The sequence below is a fragment of the Microbacterium luticellae genome, from assembly GCF_050408645.1.
Classification (GTDB): domain Bacteria; phylum Actinomycetota; class Actinomycetes; order Actinomycetales; family Microbacteriaceae; genus Microbacterium.
Window position 1 is genome coordinate 90,253 of sequence record NZ_JBNTKE010000003.1, and the last position, 15,675, is coordinate 105,927.

General features: G+C 60.7%; 16 protein-coding genes. 2 read left to right on the plus strand and 14 right to left on the minus strand.

From position 1 onward, the window contains the following. Positions 1-48 precede the first annotated feature (48 nt). The 6 genes from ACQUSW_RS09080 to ACQUSW_RS09105 form a co-directional block, all read right to left on the minus strand. Entirely contained in the window at positions 49-1,476 is a 1,428-nt protein-coding gene (locus ACQUSW_RS09080) for an NAD(P)/FAD-dependent oxidoreductase (RefSeq protein WP_428932263.1), read from the minus strand. A 38-nt stretch (positions 1,477-1,514) separates the two neighbouring features. Continuing rightward, a complete protein-coding gene (locus tag ACQUSW_RS09085) occupies positions 1,515-2,849 on the minus strand; it encodes a S8 family serine peptidase (protein WP_428931976.1) in 1,335 nt (444 codons plus the stop codon). Between the two features lie 31 nt (positions 2,850-2,880). Continuing rightward, positions 2,881-3,399 carry a DUF501 domain-containing protein gene (locus ACQUSW_RS09090; protein WP_428931977.1) on the minus strand — a complete coding sequence of 173 codons (519 nt, stop codon included), beginning with the start codon at positions 3,397-3,399 and terminating at the stop codon, positions 2,881-2,883. Positions 3,400-3,462: 63 nt separating this feature from the next. Continuing rightward, positions 3,463-3,978, minus strand: a complete 516-nt coding sequence (locus tag ACQUSW_RS09095; protein WP_428931978.1) for an FtsB family cell division protein — start codon at positions 3,976-3,978, stop codon at positions 3,463-3,465. A 42-nt stretch (positions 3,979-4,020) separates the two neighbouring features. Then, positions 4,021-5,301, minus strand: coding sequence for a phosphopyruvate hydratase (gene eno / locus ACQUSW_RS09100; protein ID WP_428931979.1), 1,281 nt, complete (start codon positions 5,299-5,301; stop codon positions 4,021-4,023). A 73-nt stretch (positions 5,302-5,374) separates the two neighbouring features. Continuing rightward, complete coding sequence (locus ACQUSW_RS09105) at positions 5,375-6,301, minus strand: sugar-binding transcriptional regulator (RefSeq protein WP_428931980.1); 927 nt, start codon at positions 6,299-6,301, stop codon at positions 5,375-5,377. Positions 6,302-6,368: 67 nt separating this feature from the next. On the opposite strand from ACQUSW_RS09105, the gene ACQUSW_RS09110 reads away from it, so the two are divergent. Both ACQUSW_RS09110 and ACQUSW_RS09115 read left to right on the plus strand, forming a co-directional pair. Beyond that, positions 6,369-7,121, plus strand: coding sequence for an HAD-IA family hydrolase (locus ACQUSW_RS09110; RefSeq protein ID WP_428931981.1), 753 nt, complete (start codon positions 6,369-6,371; stop codon positions 7,119-7,121). Positions 7,122-7,140: 19 nt separating this feature from the next. Further along, positions 7,141-7,839, plus strand: coding sequence for an MgtC/SapB family protein (locus tag ACQUSW_RS09115; protein WP_428931982.1), 699 nt, complete (start codon positions 7,141-7,143; stop codon positions 7,837-7,839). 103 nt (positions 7,840-7,942) lie between these two features. On the opposite strand, the gene ACQUSW_RS09120 is transcribed toward ACQUSW_RS09115, so the two are convergent. The 8 genes from ACQUSW_RS09120 to ACQUSW_RS09155 all read right to left on the minus strand — a co-directional run bounded on the left by ACQUSW_RS09120 (position 7,943) and on the right by ACQUSW_RS09155 (position 15,612). Continuing rightward, positions 7,943-8,662 carry a glycerophosphodiester phosphodiesterase gene (locus ACQUSW_RS09120; protein WP_428931983.1) on the minus strand — a complete coding sequence of 240 codons (720 nt, stop codon included), beginning with the start codon at positions 8,660-8,662 and terminating at the stop codon, positions 7,943-7,945. Between the two features lie 2 nt (positions 8,663-8,664). After that, positions 8,665-10,047 (minus strand): ABC transporter substrate-binding protein, encoded by a 1,383-nt coding sequence (locus tag ACQUSW_RS09125; RefSeq protein WP_428931984.1) that lies wholly within the window; start codon positions 10,045-10,047, stop codon positions 8,665-8,667. 37 nt (positions 10,048-10,084) lie between these two features. Continuing rightward, the gene (locus ACQUSW_RS09130) at positions 10,085-11,014 is read right to left on the minus strand and encodes a carbohydrate ABC transporter permease (protein WP_428931985.1); all 930 of its coding nucleotides are present in this window, start codon (positions 11,012-11,014) and stop codon (positions 10,085-10,087) included. Further along, entirely contained in the window at positions 11,014-11,955 is a 942-nt protein-coding gene (locus ACQUSW_RS09135) for a carbohydrate ABC transporter permease (RefSeq protein ID WP_428931986.1), read from the minus strand. The genes ACQUSW_RS09130 and ACQUSW_RS09135 overlap by 1 nt, the downstream gene beginning before the upstream one ends. Then, positions 11,952-12,983 carry an NAD(P)-dependent alcohol dehydrogenase gene (locus ACQUSW_RS09140; protein ID WP_428931987.1) on the minus strand — a complete coding sequence of 344 codons (1,032 nt, stop codon included), beginning with the start codon at positions 12,981-12,983 and terminating at the stop codon, positions 11,952-11,954. Before ACQUSW_RS09140 ends, ACQUSW_RS09135 begins: the two co-directional genes overlap by 4 nt. 196 nt (positions 12,984-13,179) lie before the next feature. Beyond that, on the minus strand, positions 13,180-14,142 hold the full coding sequence (locus ACQUSW_RS09145; protein WP_428931988.1) for a CPBP family intramembrane glutamic endopeptidase: 963 nt from the start codon (positions 14,140-14,142) through the stop codon (positions 13,180-13,182). Positions 14,143-14,173: 31 nt separating this feature from the next. Further along, complete coding sequence (locus ACQUSW_RS09150; RefSeq protein ID WP_428931989.1) at positions 14,174-15,226, minus strand: DUF1648 domain-containing protein; 1,053 nt, start codon at positions 15,224-15,226, stop codon at positions 14,174-14,176. Then, positions 15,223-15,612 (minus strand): GntR family transcriptional regulator, encoded by a 390-nt coding sequence (locus ACQUSW_RS09155; protein ID WP_428931990.1) that lies wholly within the window; start codon positions 15,610-15,612, stop codon positions 15,223-15,225. The genes ACQUSW_RS09150 and ACQUSW_RS09155 overlap by 4 nt, the downstream gene beginning before the upstream one ends. Positions 15,613-15,675 lie beyond the last annotated feature (63 nt).

Sequence of the window (15,675 nt, forward strand, 5' to 3'; positions counted from 1 at the left end):
TCGACTGTGATCGAAGAGCGGGGCCGTAAGCGTTAGCGCACTGGAGTACTACTTGGCTGCCGCCTTTTCGGGCTTCTTAGCGTCTGCCGTGGACTCAGCTTTTGCTGCGGCCTCGTTCTTTTCGGCCGGGGCCGGAGCAGGTGCCGCCTCGGCTGCCGGGCGCGGACGCGAGGCAAACTCTTCGAATACGGCGCGGGGCTGCTGAACGGTTTCGAGGTGCACAATGTCACGACCCAGCCACAGGTTGTTCCACCAGCCCCACAGCACCCGCCACTTGCGTTCCCATGTGGGCATTGCAAGGCCGTGGTAACCGCGGTGGGCGAGCCAGGCGACAAAGCCCTTGAGGGCGAGGTTGCCCGACTGGAACACACCGTTGTTCAGGCCGAGACCGGCAACAGCACCGGCGTTTTTGTGGATGTAGTCTTTCGGGTCTTCGCCGCGAAGCACCGCGACAAGGTTCTTGGCAAGACGCTTCGCCTGGCGCACGGCGTGCTGTGCGTTGGGCACGCACATGCCGCCTACACCGCCGCCCGAGAGGTCGGGCACGGCCGATACGTCTCCGGCGGCCCAGGCACCCTCAACGAATTCTTCTTCTGTGCCCACGCGCAGATCGGCGCGGGTGCGAATGCGGCCACGCTCTTCAACCGGCAGATCGCCGCCGCGTACAACAGTGGGGTTGGCCATAACACCGGCGGTCCACACGATGAGGTCGGTGGGAATAACCTCACCGGTCGACAGCTCAACGTTTCCATCGACAGCACCGGTGACCTGCGTGTCGAGGTGCACATGAGCACCACGCTTCGCGAGGTCTTTGAGTACCCATTCGCTGGTCTTCAGCGAAACCTCGGGCATGATGCGGCCCATAGCTTCAATGAGGTGGAAGTGGGTGTCGTCGAACGTGAGTTCGGGATACTTCGATAGCAGCGACGAGGCGAGTGAACGCAGCTCGGCAAACACCTCAATACCAGCAAAGCCACCACCGACGACGACAACCGACAGCAAACGATCGCGCTCAGGGCCTGCCGGCAGGCTCGCGGCACGGTCGAAGTTCGACAGCAAACGGTCGCGCACAGCAACGGCCTCTTCGACCGTCTTCAGGCCGATGGCGTTGTCGGCGATACCGGGAATCGGGAATGTGCGCGAAACAGCTCCGGCCGTGACGACAATGTGGTCGTACGCGAACTCGTACGGTTCGCCCACCGAGGGAGTGATCGTTGCGACCTTGTCGGCGTGGTTAATGCCGGTGACTTTTGCCGTAATAATGTTGGTGCGCTTGAGGTGACGGCGGTGCGCAACCACCGTGTGCCGCGGTTCGATCGAACCGGCGGCCACCTCGGGCAGGAACGGCTGGTAGGTCATATAGGGCAGTGGATCGACGACTGTTACGTCGGCCTCGCCCTTGCGGAGGTGCTTTTCGAGCTTCCACGCTGTGTAGAAGCCCGCGTAGCCACCACCGACGATCAGAATCTTAGGCACGGTGCTGTTATTGGGCACGGAGGGACATCTCCTCGTGGTCATGGGGAAGGCGTGCGTCGATCGCGCGCCGAAAGGATTCGCCGGGCAGCTGCGGTGACGCCAAGCCCGACCAGAATACCAGGCACCGACACCGCAATGAGCGGAAGGGTACCGTAACGGAGTGTATCAAGGCTGGGCAGCAGTGCCGAACCGGTCTCGGCGGGGGCATCGGCGGGTGGTAACGGCGGGATCTCTACCGGCCCCGATGTTGGCTCCGGCTGGGGCTGCGATGGTGCGCGCCGATACAGGCGCACCCATTCGCGCAGGTCTCCCATGGGGTTGGCGTCGACCAGCGGAACATCGGCGTTCACTGCTGCCCCGGCATCAAGAAGACCGTAGCCATACAAGGGGTCGGGCAGTGTCTCGACGCCGTCGACGCTGCGCGCCGTACTGATGAGTCGTTGAATAACGTTCGCGGCGTCGAGATCGGGGTGCGCTGACCGCACAAGTGCTGCAGCACCGGCAACGATGGGGGCTGCACCGCTTGTTCCGAACCATTTATACAGCGAGCCGTCGGGCGTCACGCTCAACAGGTTCTCGCTGGGCGCCGCGACCCCGATCGTGATGCCCTGGGTTGAAGCAGCTTCACTGGCCTGCCCGTGCTGGTCGATTCCGGCAACCGTCAAGACACCGGGGATCGTGGCGGGGGCACCCACCATGGTGGTGCCCGACAGGCGATTTCCTGCCGCAACAACCACAACGACATCGTGGTCATAGGCGTAGAGAAACGCGTTGTCCCACAGCGGGTCCCACGTGAGCGAGTTCGTGGTGAGCGACATATTGATGATGTCTGCACCGTTATCGACGGCCCACACTATGGCATCGGCGATCTGTTCCACAAAGGGTACGGTCGCTGACGAACCAAACCCCACCGATATCGACAGCAGATTGGCCTCGGGGGCCACACCAATCAGCCCCGTCCCATCGGATGCACCACGCCCTGCCGCCAGCGAGGCAACACGCGTGCCGTGATCACTGTCGATCGGGCCCAGCGGCGTGCGCCCATCCGGTGATCCAATGCCCGAAACGTCGGTTCCACCGACCACGGCACCGTCAAACGCGGCTGGGCCACGCGCCACCCCCGTATCGATGATCGCGATTGTCACGCCTTCACCCCGCGTCACCATCCATGCGTCGCGCACATTGGCGCCGTCGAGCCAGTATTCCTGCGCACGAATCGGGTCGGTGGGTCGGTCGGGAATCGGCAGAGTCGGCGTGGGGTCTGGTGTGGGCGTGGGCGGCGGCGTGGGAGTGGGCGTGGCAGCAACAAGCAGGCTCACTGCCGCGACCGTCATGATCGCGGCAGTGAGCCTGCCGAGCTGCCGAAGAATCATCCGGTTGTCCGTGAGGTTTTTCGGATGCCGCTCACACGGCGGCTCCAGGGCTTTCGCAGCGGCACTCGTCGGGGCTCCAGCTCGAGCGCCGCAGGGTTTCATCCCCGAGGGGGTTGACGCCTGGCCCCGCGGCAAGGGCGTGGCCGGCCAGGGCGTGGAGGCATTTTACCCGTGTGGGCATTCCTCCGGCAGAGATACCCTCGATCTCTTCGACCGTGCCGTAGTGCGCGCGATCAGCCAGGTAGGCCTCGTGTGCGGATTGGTATTTCTCGGCGATCTGCGGGTCGTCGAGCAAGAGTTCTGCCAGTTCTGGCATGAGCTGATTGGCTTCGAGCGTTGACATAGCTGCCGTGGCTACCGGATGCGTCAGGTAGTAGAAAGTGGGAAACGGCGTGCCGTCTTCGAGGCGCGGTTGCGTCGCCACGACCGTGGGGTTGCCGCATGTGCAGCGCGCGGCAATACCGACGACGCCGCGGGCCGGCCGACCGAGTTGCGCCGAGATGACGGCGATTTCTTTCTCGGTGGGCGCAGAAAAAGGGGGTGTTGTCACGTAGTACAGAATATTCGAGCGCGGCTGTATGGGTGCGGTGAGGTGGTGCTGGTTATCGCTTTGTTAGCGGGCAGCTTTTTCTGGCACAACGGTTTGTGCGAGCCCTGCACCGATGAGGTTTCTCAGTAGCTGCGGCATCCAGTCGGAGGTTTGCTCTTCGACTTCGTCGCTGACTGCAGCGGGCTCCTGTGGCAGTGCCGCGGGGTCGAGGTCGTCGTCAATGAGGTACACGATCTCACCGGGTTTGACGTAGTACAGCCGTTCGCGCGCCTGCGTTGTGATGTATGCCGGGTCGTTGAGTCGTTCACGCTCGGTTTCGAGTTGCGCGATGCGTTCTTCATTCACGGCGACGGCCTGTTCGAGGCTCGCGATCTGCTGCCGCTGCTGAATAAACGTGCCCATGGTGGGCACGAGCACCCATACGGCCAACACCACGAGCGACAGCATAATGACAGCGAAGGTCGAGAGCCGGATGCCGCTGATCCACGCGCGCACATCGAGTCTTTCGGTGTCGCCCGACTGTGTTTCGTTTTTCACGGTGCGTGCCGACGACGGAGGGGGAGCCGGTCGTGACGACATGACTCCCCCTCTCGTGCTGAGCGTATGGTGTGCGCTGAGGCCTTATGCCTGGAAGCGCGGGTAGGCTGCGGCCCCTGCAAAGGCCGCGGCTTCGCCCAGGTCTTCTTCGATGCGCAGAAGCTGATTGTACTTGGCGACGCGTTCGCTACGCGCAGGCGCACCCGTCTTGATCTGGCCTGCGTTGGTGGCAACGGCGAGGTCGGCGATCGTGGTGTCTTCGGTTTCTCCCGAGCGGTGCGACAGCATCGCTGTGTAGCCCGAGCGCTGTGCGAGGCTGACGGCGTCGAATGTTTCGGTGAGTGTACCGATCTGGTTGACCTTGACCAGGAGCGAGTTGGCAACACCGCGACGGATGCCGTCGCCCAGGCGCTCGGGGTTGGTAACAAACAGGTCGTCGCCGACGAGCTGTACCTTGCTGCCGAGTGCGTCGGTCAGTGCTTTCCAGTTGTCCCAGTCGTCTTCGGCGAGTGCGTCTTCGATCGTCACAATCGGGTAGTCGGCAACCAGGCCAACGTAATACTCGATCATGTCGGAGGCCGACCAGTCTTTGTTTTCGAAGCGGTAGGTGCCGTCGTTGAAGAATTCGGTTGCGGCTACGTCGAGGCCCAGCGCGATGTCTTTACCGGGGGTAAAGCCTGCTTTTTCAATGGCCTTGAGCAAGAAGTCAAGGCCTTCGCGGTTGCTCGGCAGATCGGGAGCGAACCCACCCTCGTCACCGAGGCCCGTGGCGTAGCCTGCGGCCTGGAGTTCAGCGCGCAGCACGTGGTAGGTCTCCACGCCCCAGCGCAGTGATTCGCTGTAGGTTTCTGCGCCAATGGGTGCGAGGAAGAACTCTTGCATGTCGATGCCGTTGTCGGCGTGTTCGCCACCGTTGATCACATTGAACAGCGGTACGGGCAGCACGTGGGCGTTCGGGCCGCCCAGGTAGCGGTACAGCGGCAGGTCGGCGGAGTCTGCGGCGGCTTTGGCCACGGCGAGGCTGACACCGAGGATGGCGTTGGCGCCGGTGCGCTGTTTGTTGGCTGTGCCGTCGGCGTCGATCAGAATTTCGTCGACGATGCGCTGTTCGCTGGCGTCGACGCCTTCCAGTGCGGGGCCAAGCTCGTCGATGACGGCGTCAACGGCTTTGAGAACACCTTTGCCCCCGTAGCGGCTTTTGTCTCCGTCGCGAAGTTCGTAGGCTTCGAAGGCACCGGTGGAAGCACCGGAGGGAACAGCGGCGCGCTGCACGATGCCGTCGTCGAGCAACACCTCCACTTCTACGGTGGGGTTACCGCGTGAGTCAATAATTTCGCGAGCGGTTACAGCATCGATCAGGGCCACAGATGTACTCCTTTGAAAGGGAGGCAAAAAAGGTGAGGAGCGACGTCGATCCGCGCTCAGTCTAGACGACCCGCTATTCGAGAGCCATTAGTGCCGACCGTGTATCGGTGACGATGGAGTCGGCGAGACCGGAAAGAAGCACTGCCCTCACGGCTTTTTCTTTGCCTGCGCCCCCACCGATGGCCATGCGTGCGGGTATGGCCCGCAGCTGCCGCTCTGAGATTCCGATAAATCGTCCTTCGAGTCCGTCAACGACGGTGCCTTCTGCATCGAGCAAGCAAGTGCCGAGTTCGCCTACCACTCCCCTGCGTTCAAAGGCTTCGCGTTCGCCTTTGTCGGCCAGTATGTGGGCGAGAAGCGACGCCTCGGGCCAGCCGCCAATTGTCAGAAAGGCTCGGGTGATGTGGTCGAACCGCCGCAGGGTGTGTTGGATTGCCGGATGCCCCAAAATAATGCTCTCTTCGGGTTCGAGCAGCATGGGAGCATAGAGGGGGTGTGTGGCGCCGCGCGCTGCGCGCCCTATGTTTGAGATCACTTCGACACCGTCTTCGAGGCGCGTCCACCCAACGCCTGTGAGCTGCACGACATCGGCCCAGGGAAGCTCTGTGATTCCGCGCGAGGCGACAACGAGCGTTCGCCCGGGAGTGAACCCGAGAACATCGTCTTCTTGCACGCTTTCGATGATGATTCGTGAGGTGACTTCGGCAATGGCTTCGCGTGCGAGCACTTCGTTGTCGGATTGCGTGGCAACAACGACGGCAGAGCGAAGCCCGTATCGCTGCGCCAGTCGTGTCGACAGGTCAACGTCGACCGGGTCCTCTACCGTGGCGCGCACCTCAACAAGCCCTAATTCACGGGCTCTTTTTACCATGCGTGCGGTGGCAAAACGCGACCGCCCGATCTCTTCGGCAATTTCTTTGACGGGCCTGCCGTGTTTGAGGTTTTGTAGCGCCACATAGACATACAGGACTTGCTGATCAATAGGAACTCGCCCGCTCATACGTGCATCTTATACGGACTTATGAGCGATGTCATTAGGCTGTCGATACTGACCGAATGGAGTTTTCATGAGCAACACCTCGCGCCCAGAACTGCTGTCTGATGCCAGTGGATCCGCTCTCGAGGACCGTCATTCCGAGCTTGCTGAAGCACTACGCAGCGGAGCAGAGATCGAACTGGCCGGAATGCTGTTCGATATGGACGGCACGCTGGTTGATTCCATTGCTGCAGTGGAATCTGCGTGGCGGGAATGGTCACAGGAAATCGGCGTTCCGATGCCCGATATGGCTCTGCACGGGCGCACTCCGCGCGCCGTCGTGGAGGCAAGCGGAGTGGCATCCGAACACATAGAAACAGCCATGGCCCGTCTGTGCGAGATTGAATCGGCACCCGCCGTACCCTCTCGCGTGCTTTCGGGTGTGCTCGACTTTCTTGCGGTGCTGCCCGAAGACTCGTGGGGGGTTGTTACCTCTGCCGCGGGCGCTGTGTTCCAGTCACGTATCGAGTCTGCAGGGCTACCCGCCCCCACCTTTCGCATCACGGCCGACGATGTGACGCGAGGCAAACCGCACCCCGAACCGTTTGCTCGCGGCATCGCTGAGCTTCGTGATCGAGGGCGCAGCGGAACGATCGTGGCATTCGAAGACTCCATCGCCGGTCTCACTTCGGCTCGTGACGCAGGATGCCTTGCTATTGGCATCCACGGAGCCGATCCTTCTGTCAACCTCAGCGACTATGCGCACGCAGTCATTCCTTCATTTACCGCTTTGTCCGTCACCACACAGGAGTCAACACTGCGTATGCGCATGATCGTGCCATAACCAAGAAAGGGCACACCCTGTGTTGTCCGAACTATATTCAGAAACAACGCTCACCGAGATCGCATTACTCAGCCTGGCTTTTGTGCTGTCATCGATCATCGGAGTCGAGCGTCAGCGGCGCCTGAAAAGCGCAGGGCTGCGTACTCACGCTCTCGTGGGATTAGGCTCGGCCGTTTTCACCCTTGTTTCGGCCTACGGCTTCGGTAACGTCATCGGCTCGGAAGTCATTCTCGACCCGTCGCGGATCGCCGCACAAATTGTCTCGGGGATTGGTTTTCTCGGGGCCGGTGTCATTTTTGTGCGCAAGGGCGCGGTAAGCGGGCTCACCACAGCCGCCACCATCTGGGTAACAGCAGCCATAGGAATGGCGTGTGGCGCAGGAATGCCCGTGCTGGCCATCGCCACAACGGCCTTTCACCTGTTGACCGTTGGGTTACTCACCGTGATTGGTCGCGCCATTCAGCCTGATCTTTCTGAGCCCGTGATCACTCTGCGCTATCGCCTCGGTCACAATGTTCTGCGCCAGGTGCTGGCACAGACTTCGCAGTTGGGTTACCACTCGGCCTTAGAAGAGGCCAACACCGATGAAGAGTCGCGCGTGCGCGAGCTGACACTGCGGCTCACGGGTGATGAACACGGCATTTCTGCCCTTGTCGGGCAGCTATCAGAGATCAAGGGCGTGGAATCGGTCTCCAGCAGTACTGATGACGACGATTAGGCAGCCGTAGCACCCGTAAAAGACACGGCACACGCGATTGACATGACGCGGACATAACGAAAGCGGCGAGGCGGATCACCACCTCGCCGCTTTCGTTGCGACCTTAGATTTGCTTCAGCCAGTCAAAGGCCAGCGCCGGATCATCGGCGGTCACGCCATCGATCCCCATCGCTACAGCGCGCGCCAACTCTTCGCTGGTCTTTAATGGCCAGGCGTGAATCGTCAAGCCACGGTCGTGTACCTCATCGACGATCTCCTGCGTGAGCCCGTCGAATCCACAGGCAAATCGACTGGATTTCGTGTACTCCAGCAGTGCACGCCAACCGCCATCGAACTCTTCAGCCTTGGCCATGTTCGCGGTAATAATGCACCGGTCGATTGTCGGCATGAGCTCGGCGGCCTGGGCCAAGGCATCCGGATGAAAACTTGTCAGGATTGTGCGTTCGGCGTCGCGGGGCCGCTCAGCAAAAAACTCTGCCAGGTAGGGCACGGTTGCCGGGTCTTTGATTTCCAGCTGGATCGGCGTTTCTGTGGCGTCATACATTTCTTGGAGTGTGACTACGCCTCGCCCGGAGTCAAGAACGACCGACTGCAGGGTTGCCAGGTCAAGCTCTGCTGCCGGCCCCCTGTTGCGCGCCGAGTCGTCTCCTGCCGTGCGATCCAGCGTGGCATCGTGCAGCAGAAAGAGCTGGTTGTCGGCGCTGAGTCGAACATCCAGTTCGATCTCATCGACACCCACTTCTTCGGCGAGCGCATACGATGCGAGGCTGTTCTCGGGCTCGTGCGCCATTGCTCCGCGATGGCCGACGATCATGATCGTCATAGTTAGTTACCCACCTTTGCTTCGTATTTGGCGCGGATCTTGTCGATGGCCGGTTCAAGGTTCTTCTCGAGTGTGGCCAATGTCTGCTCGGCGTCGTCACCGCTGGAGTAAACGGCCTGCAGTGCCTGCTGCGCTTCACGGATGGTTTCGGGCACGTAGCGACGAACTGTGTCGGGGCCCTGCGCAATGTCGAGCTGATCGATAGCGACTTGGAAGTTAGGAACCTCGGATGCTTTTGCCTTCACCTTCTCTGATTCCATGGCCGATTTCGTCACCGGCATATACCCGGTGCCCAGCGTCCAGTCGACGGCGGCATCGCCGGACGAGAGGAACTTCAGTACCTCCCACGCGGCCTGTTTGCGTTCCTCGGAGGCGTTGCGGAATATTGCCAGGCCCGAACCGCCCGTGGGCACCCCTGTTGTCTGCTGCTTCGGCATGAAGCCGCAGCCCACTTCAAATGGTGCTGCTTCTGTGATGCTGGTTAGGGCGCCCGTCGATTCAAGGATCGTGGCTGTTACACCGGCAACAAAGTCGCCGCTAATGTCGGTGCCAAAGTAACCGACCTTGTCGTCGTGAATGAAGCCGCGCTCGTATTCGAGTGCGGCAATGGTGCCTTCCGAAGTGAAGGTCGTCTCAAGACCATTCGAGAATCCGCCGCCAAAGGCCCACGCGGCACCCGAGAAGTACCAGTCGTCGCTGCCCTTGAATGCGCGGATTCGTACGTCGTTACCGTTGTTCTTGTATCCCAAGAACTCTTTACCCCACTCGCGATATTCATCGTAGGTTTCGGGTGCACGGTCGGGCAGGCCCACGGCGGCGAAAGCGTCGCGGTTGAAATAGAACAGGGGTGTTGAGCGGGCAAAGGGCACCCACCAGACATCGTTTTTGACGGTGCCTTCTTCTAAGAACACGTCGTGGAAGGAGTCTGTGCCAAATGACGAGTCGAAGTAGCCGGTGAGCGGCTCGATGACGTCGTTCAGGTAGAACCGGTTCCAGAAGACGTCGCTCATAACCGAAATATCGGGCACCTGGCGTGACTGCAGGCTTGCGGCAATCTTTGATTCGAGCTGATCGTAGCCTTCAAAAACCTGAACCTCACAGAAGATTTCGTTCTGTGATTCGTTGAATGCGTCGATGTTCTTCTGCATGATTTCGCCGTTGTGCGCGGTGAAGCTGCTCCACAGCACCACCCGCAGGCGGTCGTGATACTGCTTGGGTATATCGCCACTGGGCTGGTCGTATACGGCATCGCTGCCGCCCCCGCCGAAGCATCCGGCAAAAAGAGGAAGAGAGGCAAGCATCAGCCCTCCGGCAAGCACCTGCCGACGAGAAACGTTCAGATCACCCAGTCGTGCCAGGGGCTGATGGGGTCGATGGGGAGTCATTGTTTTTCCTTCCGGGTTTGTGCATGGGATAAAACGCTTATTTGCCGCTGCCGGCTGCAGCGCCGGTCAGGCCCGAGACGATGTACCGCTGAGCAAACAGGAACACGAGCAGCATGGGAATCACGACGATGAGGGTTCCCGACATCAGCACGCCCCACGAGGTCATGCCGTCGTTCGCCTTCAAATACATGAGACCGATCGGCAAGGTGCGCATGTTGACCGAGTTGGTAATAATGAGCGGCCACACAAAGTTGTTCCACTCATCGATCACGGCAATGAGGGCCACTGTTGCCACAGCCGGAATCGACATGGGCAGCGTGAACGAGAACAGTTTGCGAAAGTGACCGGCCCCATCGACTTCGGCTGCTTCAAACACTTCTGTCGGCAAAGACAAGAAATGTTGACGCAGCAAGAACGTGCCGAACGCCGAGGCCACGCCGGGCAAAATGATTCCGGCGTAGGTGTTAATGAGCCCCATCTGACCGATCGTGAGGTAATTGACCAGCAGCGTGACGTGGCCAGGAACCATGAGCGCACCGAGCATAAGAATAAAGAGGAACCGCTTGCCCGGAAACGGCAGAAAAGCGAAAGCGTAGGCGGCAAAAACGGCGAGGGTGACCTTAGCGACAGCCCCAATCACGGTCACAATAACCGAGTTGACGATAAAGGCGTCAAAGGGCGCGATCTCCCATGCTCGTGCCAGGTTGTCCCACGTGAATTCAGTCGGTAACCACTGAAACGGCCAGGTGTAAATCTCGCTGTTCGTCTTAAATGCTGTGGTCACCAGCACGTATAGGGGCACCAGAAACGCGAGTCCGGCAGCGATGAGAAGCAGCAGCGCCCACCAGTTGCGGGCGACATAGCGTGCGCGCCCCCGCATGCCGCGCCGCGGTGCTCCACTATCAGCACCCGAGGGGTGCTGGGGCGATTCTTCTGTGCTGGATGAGGGTGCAAGAAGAACAGACATCAGTAATGCACCTTCTTTTCGATAAAGGCGAACTGGAGAGAGGTGATGATCATGAGAATCACGAACATGACGGTGCCACCCGCTGCCGAGTACCCGACGTTCGAGCGCTGGAAGGCCTGCTCGTATATAAACCAGCTGAGCGTGGTCGTTGAGCCTGCGGGGCCACCACCCGTCATCACGGCGATGATGTCGAACGCTTGAAACGCCGCAATCGTCTGGGTAATAACAAGGAAGAACGTTGTCGGTGACAGCAGGGGCAGAATCACCTTCGAGAACGTTTGCCACCGGCCAGCGCCGTCCAGGCGCGCTGCTTCGAGTACGTCGCTGGGCAGGCCCTGCATGGCTGCCAGGTACACGATCGAGACAAAGCCAACACCCTTCCAGATCGACACGATCAACAGGGCCGGCAGGGCCCAGTTGGTATCGGCCACCCAGGAGGGCGACGACGCACCGACGGCATCAAAGGCCATGCGTGCCAGGCCATAGTTGGGGTCAAAAATGAACAGCCATACGGCTGCGATCGCCGCACCTGAAATCACGTGCGGCGCAAAAATAATGCCGGTCACGGCGGTTGTCCCCGGCAGCTTCATCGAGAACAACGAGGCTAAAGCCACACCAGCAATGAGACTTATGCCCACCACCACAACGACCCATACCACCGTCACCCACAGCACATGGCGAAACGACGCCGAAGCAAACAGGTTGGTGTAGTTCGATAGTCCAATAAAAAACGGCTCGGGAGAAATGAAATCCCAGCTGGTAAAGCTGAGGTAAAAGTTCTGAATAATCGGCCAGTAAGCAAATACCAGAATGAGAAAAAGGTTGGGGAAAGCGAACAGCGCAAAGAGTCCGTAACCGCGCAGTCGGCGGCGGCGAGAGTTGCCTGCCCGCGTGGATGCTACTGGGGTGTCTCCGACAACCAGTGCCTGGGTAGCTGTCATGACGATGTCACCGCCTCGTTGGGGTAGATGATGGCTTTCATGGAGTCGCTGACGGTGCGGGAAAGCGTGAGAGCTTTCTCGGTGTCGTCGAGCGAAAAACGGTGCGTGATGATCGATTCCACATCCACCCGACCATCGGCCACATAGGCGATGGCGGTGGGCCAGGTGTGTGCGTATCGGTTCACGAGAAAAATCGAGAGTTCCCGCACGTTCAATCGCGATAGCGCGAGGCTCACATCGTTTTTGGGCATGCCGACCATTGCTGCACGGCCGCCATTGCGCAGCCGCCAGAGACCCTGGGACAGAGCCTGGGGTGCACCCGAGCACTCCAGCAAGACATCGGCGGTGGGCGCCGAGTGTTCCGGATCGACCTCGTTAGCGTTCTCGGTTCGGAACCCGAGTTTTTGTGCCGCCTGCAACCGGAACTCTGAGATGTCGGATACCACAACGTCTCGTGCGCCCTCGGCTCGGGCGACCTGCGCAGCGAGCAATCCCACGGGGCCCGCGCCAGAAACATGCACGCTGTCACCGGGCTGCAACTGTGCTCGCCGACAGGCCCAGATGCCTACCGACAGCGGCTCGCACATGGCGGCGGCCTCGATCGACATAGAGTCAGGAATTGCAAACAGGTTGCGTTCGTCGAGGGCGAGGCGCTGCACAAGCGCACCGTCATAGGGTGGCGTGGCAAGAAATGCCAGATCAGCGCACAGGTGGTAGTTACCGCTCATGCAATCGTGGCAGTCGCGGCAGGGACTACCCGGTTCGATAGCCACGCGATCGCCCACCCGCACGCGCGTGACCTCGGCTCCCACGGCAAGCACAGTTCCGGCGGCCTCGTGCCCAAGAATGATGGGGGCTTCGACGCGCCAGTCTCCTATGTAACCCACCTCGTAATAGGCGGTATCAGAACCGCACACGCCCACGGCGTCAATGCGAACAACAGCTTCACGTGGCCCGACTTCGGGCTCTGCAACCGATCGAACTTCAATGCGTCCGAGATCTGGCATTACGGCTGCACGGTTGGCCATCGCGGTACTCTCCTCTGAATACGAAATCAGGGATAAGCACGGTTTTTGTGCCCATCGAGCACCACGCTAACCGGCGCAGAGCACGCGTATTCCGCACCGCTCTTATGAGCACTTAGCCAGCAAAGAAGAGCGCTTTTGTTTATGAGTTATTTACTTGTGGGCGAGAACCACGTCACGTTTTATCGTTATAAATAGCCTATCGACGCGGCGCACCCAGCGCGGGCTGCTTCTTCATCTGACCACTCAGCGCCAGCACAATAACGACGGCACCGCCCACAATCCAGCCAGAAACGCCCAGCACCGAAACCCATGCTGCGTCGGGTTGAGTACCCGCAGCGAAGAACCACAGGTAGAGCGCGGCGGCCGCGTTGAGCGCACCGTGGGCGAACACGGCCGGCCATACCGATGCGGTGCGCAAACGCAGCCAGCCCAGAAGAATGCCCCACACGGTGCATCCGGCAACCATCAACAGCACCCCGGATGCATCGGTGCGATTAAAGTTGTATCCCAGCAGAATGACGGGCGTGTGCCACAGGCCCCAAATAATGCCGCTCACAATGAGGGCCGGCCACGTTCCGTATGGGCGCAGGGCAGGCAGCAAGAACCCACGCCAGCCGAGTTCTTCACCAAAGGCGAGCACGGCGTTGATGGTGGCTGCGGCAATGGGAATAGAGATCAACTGTGAAGCCACAACAATCCAGGCCGGTGGTACGGGTACACCCTCGGGCGTTTGCTGCTGCAACAGTTCGGTGAAGCCAGAAAGATGAACAAGATCAACCGTCAGCCAGCCGGATGCTGCGGCCACAGCCGTCGAAAGAATAATGATGACCACCGGCGCAATAAGGGCGATGGCGCTCATGCCCACCACGCGTCGAACCGGGCGCAGCGGCCACATCCCCAGTGTGCTCAAACGTGTGCCACGGGGTAGGGGCTTGAGCACCCAGAGAGTAATGACGACTGCGAGCGCTGGAGTTGCCATGATCGCCGGAATAATGAGCCCAGCCAACGGATGCGCCAGACCCTCGCCGAGCCACAGCGGCAGGGCAAAAAGCCAGGCGAGTCCACAGGCCAGCACAACAAAGGTCACGGTGGCGGCAAGAGGAATGCGGTGCGTAGGGGCCGGCGTCGCCGCGGCTGCGGGTTTCGGTGCTGTGGTCACAATGTCATCCTGCCGTGTGCGTTGTTGTTGTTTAAGAAATTGTTCCGGATGTCGACGCCTGCCGTAACCCCTCAAGTGTCGCCGCGGCCTCGCCTGCGTGTTCGAGGGTGACAACGAACACCGTACCGTTGCGGCGGGTCACCTGTAGGGCGTCGCCGCCCCGAAGCACAACTCCGCGGCGGCCATCGGCACCGATCCGCCACCCCCAGCCACCAAATTCAGCGAAGGGCTGCACGGTAGTCACGGTGACGACTGTGATGTCGTCGAGCGGAATGCGGGTGTCGGGCCATCCCAGAAATGAACGCACCCGCAGGCCCGCAGAACCAATGCTCACGCGAAAAACAAGCCCGCAGCTGATCGCCAGCAAACACAGCACGGTCGACGCGATAAGAATACTGGCGCCCGTCCATGTTCCGTCGATCGGTGCCCGCACAATCGCGACAACCGTCAACGCCAGCAGCAGCACAATAACGGCGATGATCGTGATCACTCCGGCGCGGGAGATCGAGACTGACCCGAACCACGCTGCGCGCTCGGTTGCTGCCAGGGGTGTGGCATCCGGATGCTGCGCCGGCGGTGCCGCGAACTCTACGCGTGGTTGTGCAAACCAACCGATAAGACTCGCGATCACCTGCCCGGCCAAGCCCACGGCCACCCACGCAGAAATATCGGGGGTGAGTGTAGCGTCGTCGAGACCACGCTGAATCGCCGTCGACGACACGGCCATAACGGTCAGCAGCACGGCGAGACCAAGGTTCACGGCACCCAACAGTCGTGCCGTGACCGACCATGCCGGGGTGGCGGCATCGGGCCGCGCGCGCCCCGACCGTGGAATACGGTGCGCAAACCACGCCAACATTGCCAGCAGCCCCACAATGGCCAGCCCAATAAGGGGGTTGAGCACCGCCATCCAGCGAGGCCCAAAACCGTCGACTCCCCCGGTGCCCCAGTGGGTGGCAATCGGGTCAGGCAGGGCCGGCAGCCACAGCACGATAATCATCGTGGCCGCACCGAGCAGCAGGATCGGCAGTGCAACACCTACCACGAGAAATGCGCGGCGGGCGTGGGCAATATCGGTGTTCATACGGTGCCGTTCTGTAGGGGGGAATGGTCAGCGGAGTGTCGAGCAACCTCATCGACGAGCGCCGACAACGCCGACGGAGGAATATCGAGGCTGGCAGCCCGAGCAACCAGGTGAACAATGTCGTCACGCAATTGCACGAGCGGCGCAGCACCGCTGGCAATAACCGCACCGCGCCCGCGCCGAAGATCCACCAGCCCCTCTTCTCGCAGTTGCTGGTAGGCACGCAGCACGGTGTGCGTGTTGATGTCGAGCGCTTCACCCAGCTCCCGCGCCGCGGGCAGGCGGTCACCCACGCTCAGACTGCCTGCCGCCACCCGTGCCCGCACAGCACCCGCCACCTGTTCAAACAGGGGCCGGTCGCTGCCGACGTCGATGCGGATAAGCATGCAGTTATTCTACTACAACTAGAACAATTGTATGTTTACTCCTGAGCATTCGCGAGATAGCTC